This window comes from Paenibacillus sp. FSL P4-0184, from assembly GCF_038004625.1.
Lineage (GTDB): Bacteria > Bacillota > Bacilli > Paenibacillales > Paenibacillaceae > Paenibacillus_AQ.
The window spans coordinates 1,154,219-1,165,381 of sequence record NZ_JBBORN010000002.1 but is presented as its reverse complement, the minus strand read 5'-3'; the positions used below and the strand labels follow the sequence as shown (position 1 = coordinate 1,165,381).

Annotated in this window: 10 protein-coding genes; 5 read left to right on the top strand and 5 right to left on the bottom strand. The window is 42.0% G+C overall.

The genetic code is table 11. The features are described 5' to 3' along the window. Positions 1-288 precede the first annotated feature (288 nt). Complete coding sequence (locus tag MKY52_RS27195; protein WP_076285730.1) at positions 289-510, top strand: DUF3955 domain-containing protein; 222 nt, start codon at positions 289-291, stop codon at positions 508-510. A 104-nt stretch (positions 511-614) separates the two neighbouring features. On the opposite strand, the gene MKY52_RS27190 is transcribed toward MKY52_RS27195, so the two are convergent. Next, positions 615-1,508, bottom strand: coding sequence for a hypothetical protein (locus tag MKY52_RS27190; RefSeq protein WP_341054824.1), 894 nt, complete (start codon positions 1,506-1,508; stop codon positions 615-617). A 470-nt stretch (positions 1,509-1,978) separates the two neighbouring features. On the opposite strand from MKY52_RS27190, the gene MKY52_RS27185 reads away from it, so the two are divergent. Then, positions 1,979-2,521, top strand: coding sequence for an RICIN domain-containing protein (locus MKY52_RS27185; RefSeq protein ID WP_341054822.1), 543 nt, complete (start codon positions 1,979-1,981; stop codon positions 2,519-2,521). An 82-nt stretch (positions 2,522-2,603) separates the two neighbouring features. On the opposite strand, the gene MKY52_RS27180 is transcribed toward MKY52_RS27185, so the two are convergent. Next, positions 2,604-4,100, bottom strand: a complete 1,497-nt coding sequence (locus tag MKY52_RS27180; protein WP_341054820.1) for a glycoside hydrolase family 43 protein — start codon at positions 4,098-4,100, stop codon at positions 2,604-2,606. A 139-nt stretch (positions 4,101-4,239) separates the two neighbouring features. Between MKY52_RS27180 and MKY52_RS27175 the strand changes: the two genes are divergently transcribed. Then, entirely contained in the window at positions 4,240-5,103 is an 864-nt protein-coding gene (locus MKY52_RS27175) for a helix-turn-helix domain-containing protein (protein ID WP_341054817.1), read from the top strand. 41 nt (positions 5,104-5,144) lie between these two features. On the opposite strand, the gene MKY52_RS27170 is transcribed toward MKY52_RS27175, so the two are convergent. Together MKY52_RS27170 and MKY52_RS27165 are read right to left on the bottom strand one after the other, a co-directional pair. After that, on the bottom strand, positions 5,145-5,492 hold the full coding sequence (locus tag MKY52_RS27170; RefSeq protein WP_341054813.1) for a MerR family transcriptional regulator: 348 nt from the start codon (positions 5,490-5,492) through the stop codon (positions 5,145-5,147). A gap of 27 nt (positions 5,493-5,519) precedes the next feature. Continuing rightward, a complete protein-coding gene (locus MKY52_RS27165) occupies positions 5,520-6,500 on the bottom strand; it encodes an aldo/keto reductase (RefSeq protein ID WP_341054812.1) in 981 nt (326 codons plus the stop codon). Between the two features lie 221 nt (positions 6,501-6,721). Here MKY52_RS27165 and MKY52_RS27160 point away from each other — a divergent pair, with 221 nt between their 5' ends. Together MKY52_RS27160 and MKY52_RS27155 are read left to right on the top strand one after the other, a co-directional pair. Next, positions 6,722-7,858, top strand: a complete 1,137-nt coding sequence (locus MKY52_RS27160; RefSeq protein ID WP_341054810.1) for a glycosyltransferase family 61 protein — start codon at positions 6,722-6,724, stop codon at positions 7,856-7,858. A 365-nt stretch (positions 7,859-8,223) separates the two neighbouring features. Beyond that, positions 8,224-8,769, top strand: a complete 546-nt coding sequence (locus tag MKY52_RS27155; RefSeq protein WP_341054808.1) for a TetR/AcrR family transcriptional regulator — start codon at positions 8,224-8,226, stop codon at positions 8,767-8,769. A 92-nt stretch (positions 8,770-8,861) separates the two neighbouring features. Here the strand turns inward: MKY52_RS27155 and MKY52_RS27150 are convergent, their stop codons facing one another. Continuing rightward, positions 8,862-11,135, bottom strand: a complete 2,274-nt coding sequence (locus MKY52_RS27150; protein ID WP_341054806.1) for a glycoside hydrolase family 3 protein — start codon at positions 11,133-11,135, stop codon at positions 8,862-8,864. Positions 11,136-11,163: the final 28 nt, after the last annotated feature.

The following is an 11,163-nucleotide window of genomic DNA, read 5'->3' as shown; positions in this document are numbered from 1 at the left end:
ATCGAAGCATTGGATGTAACCGTTTTCTATTTATCTGTTACAGTTCAATCCATCCGACTTAGAGCGACCTTCTATACAAATAATGCCTTGAGACTTACTTAAATTTGTTTAAACCAAATAATAGTCCTCACCAGCAATTATGGTCAAGTCCCCATTTTCAATTCCAATTCCAAGCACAAATCAATTCATTTGATTTACAACAATGATATATCGAATTACAATAAATTAATGTTGATTTGCGAGTGTTTTTTGTGTATTATATGATAATCAAGCAAAGGAGAATGTCATATGAAAAAGAAATATCTAATAGCCGCTTCACCATTATTATTAAGCATCATCTGTTTAATGATCTCACGTATGGTGGGTTCAAGCGTGGGACCGGATGGAATCTTGCATGAGCCGGCTTTTTTTTTAATTCCGCTTAGTTACCTATTTTTTTTCTGCAGTATTGTAGCATTCCTATTCGTAGGTCTCGGGTCAGTCCTCAATAATAGAAAAAAGATTTCGTAATAGCGTTGTGTGGGGATATTAACTTTTATAGCAAAAAGAAAGAAGCCGCAATTTTTTCGCGGCTTCTTCTGCGTTGGATGTTCATTTTAAATTTGACATGGACTCTATAAACTCAATTTCTGCTGGAGTAAGACTACCAGCTCTTCAGCTGTATCCCAAACGATTGGACGGATATTTTTCACTTGTACAAAAAGATCATTGGCATCGCTGCTGTTCACAGTCCAAATCACTGGAATGTTCAACCCGAGCGCATATCCTGCAGTAAAATACACTTCAGGAGATTGGCCGGTTAAATCAGCGATAATCAGTTTACTCTCCTCTATAAGCTCCAAAGAATACGGTTCACGGTTTTGCATTGACGTATGCCTTAGTAACCGTGGTATATAACCAAACTGCTCGATTTTAGGAAGCAGCTTATCCACCCACTCCGTGTGCAAATCCTCCGCATCTGACAATAGAACGATACAGGGTTTTAATTTTTTGCCTCCTGCGATTGCGGCAGCTTCATTCCATCCCTTGTCCGTCAGCTTAAAGGTCATGCCTTCCCTGATCATAAACTGCTCGTTAATCAGCTTATCTATGATATATACCAGTTCTTGCAGATTAGGCGAATACGTTAGGTTATAGCTACTGGAGAGTGGCTGAATAACAACGGATTCCCCAGGGGCTTCAGAATGTCTGTATAAGTATTGCAGTAAACGGTTTCCTTTATCTTCAATCGTCACTGGTATTTTCGAGGAATTTACAATGGATTCTAAATCGTCGGCCGATAGACTGACCTTTTCTCCACGATCTGTCAGCTCCCGTATATAAGCCGATATCACATGAAACATATCGCGTTTCTTTGGATGCGCGAGAGAATTTATAGGCTCATAGCTGTCTCTCAATAAGTTATAGAACCCGTCAGGAGAACAATTACAGCCTAAAAATCTATCGTAATCACCTTCCGATGTAATGGATACCATCTCATCACAGAACAAGCAGTATTTCTTAATCATTACAATTCATCACCTTTTATTTTTGATATCCCCTTACCTTACCAAGAATATCTTAAAAAGTAGACAAGAAGATATTTCCTTTAGCACTGAACAAAGAAGTGAAATATCATAAATGTCCACAAAAAACACTGACTTGTATCCGTGTCTTTTTATGGTCCGATGAGTATTTTTTTGGTTTTTGATATGCTCATTTAAAGCTGTTGATAGTATTATTTTTATATAAATAGCGAAAAAAATCATATTGACTCATTATTTGATATTAAAGTATATTCTTAGCAAATGAACCATTATTTAATTATATTTTATCTATTTACTTTTGAGGATAGAGTCCTTTTTCAAATTCTATCAAATGACAGGCATTATATTTACTGATTTAGGAGGTGATTAAATTGTATACATAAAACTTGTTTTTAAAATGAACAGGTCGCAAGTTAAGAAATTAAATAAAATTCAAGAAGGAGTGTATTTTCATGAAACGAGTTCAAATTAGGTACGGGGTGAAAATGTTTTTGGCACTTGTGTTAGTTGTATCTGCATCATCACTCGCACTAACTTCAACGACGCACGCTGGAGTGCCAATTCCTCTCAAAATTATCAATGAACACAGCAATAACGTGCTGTCAGTCAGCGGAGCGGATTCACAAGCAGACGGTGCACTTATCGTACAATACATCGATCAAGGAGCAGAGTATCAAAAATGGTATCTCGAAATTGCAGAAAACGGATATTATAATTTCAGAAACATAGCTAGCGGAGATTTATTGGATGTCAACGGAGCATCTTCATCCGATGGGGCCAGTGTTATTCAATGGCCGAGCAATAACGGGTGGAACCAACAGTGGGAGCTTATTCCAACCGGTGAAAAAAACATGTATAAAATTAAAAACCGAGCCAGTGGCAAGTTATTGGATATATCGGGACAAGATAAAACCAGCGGTGCGCAGGCCATTCAATGGAGTGATAACGGCGGTCACAATCAGCACTGGTATATAGATTATATACGGAAAAATTAAGCTATTGCCGAATACAAGAAATGGCGGTGCAGGGAAACATCCCGAGCATCGCCATTTCTTAATTTAACATATTTTGGGATTGTTATTCCTTTTGATAGCGGAACCAATCATAATATGCGATTGTTCGGTTGGTAGAGTAGTTATACATCCCAAAGAACACTCCGGTAAATCCGCCTGCCACTTCTGTAGAGATCAAGTGTGTCTCCGCTTCACCTAGTGGATGCCATAACTGATCTGCACCTCGATAAGAGAACAAATATTTCTCAGGTAATGCTTGAATCTTCAATTCTACGACTGTGTCTTCAAATGGAGAAGAATATTTCACATCACTTATGCTACCCACTTGTCTTCCCAGCGTAATCACATTTTCACCTTCTACCTGGGTTAGTCCGATTGTGTAGTGATACATCTGATCCATAAACACAACAAGACCCGCTTCATCACCATCTAGTGGGTTGAATTCCATTTTAGTGGAAATTTCACAAACCAAGTGGTGCTGTCTACAGCCAATAAATGCAGGCGTTCCCTGTTCGCATAATCTCACATCCGCTCCATGTAATGCTAGCCACCCTGGTCGCTCCTGCAAAGACCAATCGACTTTTTTAGCATTGCGAATAAAATTCCAGCTCATTCCTAAATCAGATGGATTAAAATCATCGGTCTCAGGCTCGTCTTCCCATAGCACTGGTGGTGGAGTGTCAGCTTCCATTTCTAATCCAACAACACCGTGATCTCCAATCATCGGCCATCCATCTTCACTCCAATGGACCGGAGCAAGAAATGTCTCTCTGCCAAGATGATGTCGATATGGATATCCTACTGGTCTAATCCCTAGAAATACCGCCCACCAGCTGCCATCCTGTGCTTCTACCAGATCGCCATGTCCCGTAGCTTGTATAGGGTAATCCGAGCTCCGGTGAGTCAAAATGGGATTCCGGGGTGAGGATTCATAGGGTCCATAGGGTGATTTACTTCTTGCTATGGTTTCCATGTGTCCATATTCTGTCCCGCCTTCAGCACACATTAAATAATAGTAGCCATTTATTTTATAAAGATGTGGTCCTTCAGGAAATTTACCGCCACTGCCTGTCCATATCAAACGAGAATCGCACAGCTTATGGCCCGTTTCAATATCAATCTCACATTGGTAGATTCCCATACCATCCTTGATGCCAGTGCTTGTAAAATATACTTTTCCATTGTCAAAAAATAGGGACGGATCAATCCCTTCCTGATCCACATAAATAGGATCCGACCACTCACCTGCTGGATTCACCGTCCAAACATAGAAATGTCCACCGCTATCCTGATTTGTCGTCACCATGTAGAATCGACCATTATGATGACGAATGGTTGGTGCCCACACCCCTCCAGACACGACCGATTTATCAAATTGAAGCTGGGAATCACGTGTTAAGCAATACCCGAGCTGCTTCCAATGGACTAAATCTTTACTATGCCAAATGGGTATTCCCGGAGAGTAAGCAAATGAACTGTTTACCAAAAAGTAATCCTCGCCTACTCTGCAAATGCTTGGATCTGGATAAAAACCTGGTAATATCGGATTGTTATATTTCATGAAGCATTCTCCTTTTGTTGAACATTTGCATCTATGTCAAGGATTATACTCCACTAACTAAACGATAAACCTTGATTATCCAGTCGTAAAATAGCATGATATAGACATTCATCTAGACATGCTTTTGGAGGGTTACGAATTGAGCGAATTTTATTTGAATTGGTTTACATCAGACCAGAAATTCCCATTCTTTATTCAATACGGCTTTCACGACAATGATACTGACCTTCATAGACATGTGGACTTTTCAGAGCTCGTAATCGTCTTGAGTGGTACTGCTACTCATATTGTGAATACCGAAGAATCATTCATCAAGAAGGGGAATGTTTTTGTGATTAACGGTTCAACCCCACATGCTTTTAAAGATCCTCAGGATTTTAAGATCTGTAATATTATGTACAAGCCTGAAATGCTCTCGACGGCTGGATCGGATCTGCGAACTTCGAACGGCTTTCAGGCGCTGTTTGTATTGGAACCGTTGTATCGTCATAAACATGCCTACACAAGTAAACTAAGCTTGCCAATTCCCATGCTGGAGTTTGTCACTGCACTCATTGCCGGTATGATTGAAGAATATAACCACAAGCTTCAAGGATATCAGACGTTGCTCGTCTCACGGTTTATGGAACTGGTTGTCTATTTAGCAAGGCATTATGAAAAACAGGATAAAGGCAGCCAGGATAATCATCTAATACATTTGGCGAAGTCGCTCTCTTTTATGGAAGACCATTATCTTGAAGCGTTGTCGCTGGATCAAATCGCCGCACACTCAGGGATATCTATTAGACACTTAAACCGAATCTTTCGCTCTTACTATCAGACGACTCCTATCTCCTATCTCCATCGATTGCGTCTGGAACGGGCTTGCAGCTTGTTGAAGCATTCTAACTTCAGTATTACTCAGATCTCACATGAAAGCGGGTTTAGCGATAGCAATTACTTTACACGACAATTCACCAAAACCTACGGTATGTCTCCTAAGGCTTATCGGAAAAAATCATAAAAAAACATCCTTAATACAACAATAAGTCCTCAAAAGAGGACTTATTGTTTACTCAATCGTTCAATTTTTTCATCCATCCGTTCCAATACTCTATTCATCTCTTCCAATCTAGATACAAGTTGCTTCCGCTGCTCAATTAGGAGCTCTACCCTACCATGATTAGCCTCCTCCCCATGCCTGTACAACTCAACATACTTAATCAAGATTTCAACTGGAAGACCAATGCCTCGCATACATTTGATATGTTCAATCCACCTGCAGTCTTCTTCCGAATAGTCTCGATTACCGCTTTTATTGCGATTTACACGTGGAATAATACCGATGCGTTCATAATAGCGGAGCGTATCCGGCGTAAGATTAAATTTTTCACTTACTTCTGTAATGGTCATAATTTCGTTATCCTCCGGTGCTCGGTATTAATTAAAACCAATGATTGGGTGCGGTGTATAGGGTTCTTCCAAGAACGTAATTTCTTGAGGTGTTAACATAATGGATAATGCTCCTACAGCATCTTCGATATGTGACATTTTCGTAGCACCAATAATTGGAGCAGTAACCGGTTCTTTCTGAAGCAGCCATGCAAGGGCGATATGAATCCGCGGAACACCATATTTTTCGGCGATCGCTGCTACCCTTTCCACAACTAATTGATCTGCAGCTGCAGTTCCATCATATTTGGATTTTTGGATTTGATCAGTCTCAGAACGATGGGTTGATACTGCCCAGTCGCGAGTTAATCTACCAGAAGCCAACGGACTATACGGGATAACACCGATTTTTTCTTCCTTACAAAGTGGCAACATCTCACGCTCTTCTTCACGGTAAATGAGGTTGAGGTGATTCTGCATGGATACAAATCGGGTCCAGCCATTTTTCTCCGCTACATATAAAGCTTTCTGAAATTGCCAAGCATACATAGCAGAAGCACCAATATATCTCGCTTTACCCGCCTTAACCACATCATGAAGAGCTTCCATAGTTTCTTCGATAGGTGTGTGATAATCCCAGCGATGGATCTGGTACAAATCCACATAATCCGTACCCAATCTTTTAAGACTTTTATCAATTTCACTCATAATTGCTTTTCGGGAAAGCCCAGCACCATTGGGGCCTTCATGCATACGATTATAGACTTTAGTGGCGAGGACAATTTCATCTCGATTAGCATAATCCTTGAGTGCTCGTCCAAGAATCTCCTCACTCGTTCCGTCAGAATACACATTAGCTGTATCAAAAAAATTAATTCCGAGCTCTAGAGCTTTTTTTATGATCAGCCGACTCTGCTCCTCATCAAGTACCCACTGATGGATCCAACGTTCTGCTACCCCAAAACTCATACAGCCTAGACACAACCTGGATACATCTAACCCAGTATTGCCAAGTTTCACATAGTCCATTTACAATGATTCCTCTCTTTCAATAGATGGTAAGGTTCACTTGCTGATAACTGTTATTATTTCACTTGGAGTTCACTCCAAGTCAAGCTATTTATAAAATTGACTCCTTCAAACTCTGTTCACTCGCCCTTTTCAGAAGGAATTGTGTCGTTAAGTTCTTTGTTCCATAGAATAGCTTAATGATGTTTCTGGAGTTCTAATTGGTCAAAAGAGGTGAAACGATGAGTTTTTCTGTGAACGGGGGAGCGCCCTCTGGATATTACCGGAGCGTCTTGGAACTTGAAACAGCATGGGGACAAAAAAGAACTATCCATGAAGCTGGACAGGTTATTCCGTTTGATTTCGGTCAGGTGGCCGAGTTCACCGCTCCTAAATGCATTGAATCGAGTATTCATCCTGCACTGACGCCTTATTGTTTACAGCCGTTTGGCGGATACGTAGCCACCATCTCGAGTGGAAGGGTATGGGGAGAATCTGGTGCTGTTCTGTCTCCGGAGGGAAAGCTGATCTTTGATCTGTCACAAGAATATGACGCCGTTCAAAATAGAATGCTAGAAGCAGAGGAGCACCCTGTGTTCCATCGGTGGAATGATCCAAAACTTCAATATTTAGAAGGAACCGTGGCTGTGTTGACGTTTTGCGGAAGCCATAACTATTTCCACTGGTTGTATGATGTGCTCCCTAGGCTGGCGATGCTCAAAACGAGTGGAATTCCTTATACCTCTATCATCATGAATCCAAATCCATATGGACCATTTGTGGAACAAACCTGGGCTATGCTCGGTATATCAGAGTCTTCAGTAATCCGGACAAATCCTCAAACTTACTTTGAAGCTGATCAGCTACTTGTCCCTTCTTTGATGATGAATTCCCACTATCCCCCGTGGACCACGGATACGCTACGTAAATTATTACTGCCTCATAGGGAATCAACACTCGCTACACCTGAGCGTATTTATATTTCTCGAAACAAAGCAAGCACCAGGCGCTTGGTCAATGAAGAGGAAGTTATACGCTGCCTTGAAGAATATAGCATTCAACCTATTTATCTTGAGGATTGGACGGTTGCCCAGCAAATCCAGTTATTCGCTTCGGCAAAGGTAATCATGGGAGCACATGGCGCTGGACTGGCCAATCTGGCTTTTTGTCAATCTGGAACACAAGTTATTGAAATTGTTCATGAACAGCATGTCGTTCCAACGTATTGGATGATCAGCAACCATAACGCTCTTGATTATTACATGATGTATGGTCAAGGCTGGCCAGATCCTGCTATTCGTTTTCCGGGATTCGAAGATATCTATGTGGATATAGATCGTCTGAAGCAGATTTTGCATTTGGCGGGATTGATTACTTAGTATTTAGTTAAAAAAGCGCGATGCATTTTTCGCATCGCGCTTTTTTCTGAAAATTAGTGCTTTGATGTTCACATCAATTTGGCCAAATTTCTCAAGTGTATAAGCAGCCAGCTCTTCCATTTGTACATGGGAGGTAACGTTTGTCACTTTACAGATGGCTGTTCCACCATTTTTTTCAATTTCTCCCTGTAGATTTTGTAGACGTTCTTCCCTTTCGATATTATATGTTGATTCATTAATAGACCATAGTCTATTATTATAAACAGTTATAGAAGACATTCAATTGTACGATGTGTGTGTTTTGTTCAATACTGAACAGGTCCTATAAAAGTGTTCATTTTTTTTGAAAGTAAGGAGAAAATCAAATGTCTAAAGTGGATAGAAGGATTCTTAAATCACAAGAAGCACTTAAAAAAGCTGTTATTGAACTGATGTCCGTGAAGAATTTTGACGACATTACCATACAGGATCTCTCCGACAAGGCAAATGTAAGCCGAGGAACCATTTATCTTCATTATCAGGATAAATATGATTTGTTAGACAAGCTTATCGAGGAACATATAGAAGTTCTTAGAGTACTTTGCGAATCGGCAGCAGAATTAGATTTCATCGAGGCCACGTTGAAGTGGACGGAATACTTCGATAATCATTATTCATTTTTCTCTATGATGCTTGCGAGCAAAGGCGCCCCTTATTTCCGTAATCGGTTCTTAACCTTTCTTCAAAAAGAGTTTAGACATGAAGTAAATGTAACGGAAGGGATAAACCACGGATTAAATGAAGAGGTTATCATTAGTTTTGTGGCATCGGCTTATGCAGGGGTAGTGGAATGGTGGTTCAAGAATGAGAAGCCTGTGACACATCAAGTCTTGGCTGAACAACTTGGGACTTTGTTGGAAAGGAATTTATAGCTCCACCATCGGAAAAACCGATTGATATACAAAGCACCGCCTGATAAATTCTTCAGGGGGTGCTTTGCTTTTATTTTTCCGCAGAACGGTTCTTATTTCCTGTAATTCTTCGTTCTTTCATCCTCTATAACACCATTCCAATTCATTCCAAAGGCAAAATCATATACAATTCCTTCTGAATCCGCATGACATTCCATATCATGTGCCACATCTTCCAGCTGCTCTTCTACCGTTTGCATACCTGATGGCATTTGTACTGGGAGCAATCCCGAAGGCTCCTCGGCACCCGTTAACACCTCCATAAGTGCTTGATCCTGTAACCCAAAATTAACAAGTATAGCATCAGCCTCTCCCTCAAATTCGGCAACAACCGAAGGATTGGACAATAACATCGACACAATTACCGGTTTGTCTTTCATCAGCTTGCGAGCCTCAAGGACACGATCCAGATCGCTCTCATTATGCGTAACAACGGTTTTTCCTTTATAAGAACGGTTAAGTACATCGTTATCTCGCGCATCTCCAGCTAAGCTCTGCTCCCGAGCATGTTCCGCAGTGTACGGTCTATATTGCAAGCTAATGGGCACATAGCCGTTACCGCCTTGCTCAGAATCTTCCTGACTAAAGCCTACTCCTGATTTAGGACTGCTTATGAAGACAAGAGCGAAGTCTGCTTTTTCCGGCTGATCTGTCACATGATAATATTTAGACACAACATCCAGGTTCACCGGATATTCTGTCTTTTCCGGCGTTGGGTTGCCGAACCAATCCTTTCCTGCTGGAGTATAACGTTTCGGAACATATACGGTTTGTTTCGCTGCCAACGGCAATACCCGATTTTTGTTTTTCAGCAGCACGATCGACTTCAGCTGTGCTTCATAGCCTGATTGCATAAACTCAGGATTCCCAACAATCTGAGCGCTCTCCTCAGGCTTCAAATACGGGTTCTCGAAGAGACCCAGACGGAAAATATTAAGTAGAAGCCGAACAGCTGACCGCTCAAAGCGATTCCGCATCCATACCTCTCCATGCTCAGCTACTCCCATTCGGTATGCTTCAAGGACGGGCTCCATCTCATTATTGCCGCCGAATTGGTCAACGCCTGCCATCAAGAGCTTGTAATGCCGTTCTGCGACAGACATACCCTCTACGCCCCAAGGTTTACCACTGAGAAAGGAATCCTTACTATCTGATTCGTCTGCTGTAATGAGCCAATCTGTGCACACAACGCCATCGTAACCGTATTTATCCCGAAGCAGATCGGTAATAAGATAGGAACTATAAGAATTTCCGACATTCTCCCCGTTCAACTGATCTTGATCTGTAGAAATTGTGTAGTATGGCATGACCGCTGAAGCCTGCTTGGTTGGGCCATCCAGCTTAAAAGCTCCTTCTGTAAAAGGAATAAGATGTTCATCAAAGTTACCGCCCGGATAGACAGCATATTTGCCGCAAGCATAATGTGCATCCCTTCCGCCTTCCCCGGAACCACCGCCAGGCCAGTGTTTTACCATAGCGTTCACGCTGTCATATCCCCAGCCTTCGTTAATCTCCCGGTCATCTTCCGAGCTCTGGAAGCCGCCGACATAAGCCTTTGCCATGTCAGCAGATAACTTCGAATCCTCGCCAAAAGTGCCGTTAAAACGAAACCATCGCGGATCTGTAGCAATATCGATTTGCGGCGATAGCGCCGTCCCTAGACCAAGTGCACGATACTCACGTGAGGCAACTTGCCCAAAACGATAGGTGATCTTCGGATCGAAGGTTGCCGCAAGGCCCAGCGTCTCCGGCCACATGGAGATTTGCCCACCAGCTCCAGCATTAAACTCTGAGCTAGAATCTGAGCCATGGCGTGGGTCGGAGCTGTTGTTGGCTGGAATCCCAAGGCCGGTTCCTTCTGCAAATGCCTGCACCTGATTGTTCCACAGAGCAGCTATTTCTGGACTCTCCACGGTGGTCACCAGAATATGTCTCAGATGGTCCTGTGCCAGAAATGCTAATTGTTCATCGGTAATCTCCCAAGGCTTAGCTCCGCTCTCCTCATAGGATCTACCGTTATATGTTCCTGAGAACCAGCTGCTACTAAGTGCTGGGATGGATTGATGACGACTATACAGCATGAGTCCAGCAATTTGTTCAATACTCATTTGTGAAGCTAGATCTTGAGCCCGCTCTTGCGGCGTCAATCGCCAGTCCTCATATTTATCCAGCTTGCCATTACGATTCAGATCTTTGAAGAACAGTCCGTCCTGTTCGAGAATCTGCACTCCAGAATCAGGGGAATAACCCAAGGTTGGACCGCCCTTATTGCTTACGTAAGAAATGGTATGAAGGCTTCTAGTGTTAATAGTCTCTCTCTGATTCATATGGTTTCCCTCCACTGTTTTCTTGTTT

What these genes read in the sequence shown, in the direction of transcription:
- MKY52_RS27195 (WP_076285730.1), top strand. Translation starts at nt 289, where the DNA reads ATGAAAAAGAAATATCTAATAGCCGCTTCACCATTATTATTAAGCATC.
- MKY52_RS27190 (WP_341054824.1), bottom strand. Translation starts at nt 1,508, where the DNA reads ATGATTAAGAAATACTGCTTGTTCTGTGATGAGATGGTATCCATTACA.
- MKY52_RS27185 (WP_341054822.1), top strand. Translation starts at nt 1,979, where the DNA reads ATGAAACGAGTTCAAATTAGGTACGGGGTGAAAATGTTTTTGGCACTT.
- MKY52_RS27180 (WP_341054820.1), bottom strand. Translation starts at nt 4,100, where the DNA reads ATGAAATATAACAATCCGATATTACCAGGTTTTTATCCAGATCCAAGC.
- MKY52_RS27170 (WP_341054813.1), bottom strand. Translation starts at nt 5,492, where the DNA reads ATGACCATTACAGAAGTAAGTGAAAAATTTAATCTTACGCCGGATACG.
- MKY52_RS27165 (WP_341054812.1), bottom strand. Translation starts at nt 6,500, where the DNA reads ATGGACTATGTGAAACTTGGCAATACTGGGTTAGATGTATCCAGGTTG.
- MKY52_RS27160 (WP_341054810.1), top strand. Translation starts at nt 6,722, where the DNA reads ATGAGTTTTTCTGTGAACGGGGGAGCGCCCTCTGGATATTACCGGAGC.
- MKY52_RS27155 (WP_341054808.1), top strand. Translation starts at nt 8,224, where the DNA reads ATGTCTAAAGTGGATAGAAGGATTCTTAAATCACAAGAAGCACTTAAA.
- MKY52_RS27150 (WP_341054806.1), bottom strand. Translation starts at nt 11,135, where the DNA reads ATGAATCAGAGAGAGACTATTAACACTAGAAGCCTTCATACCATTTCT.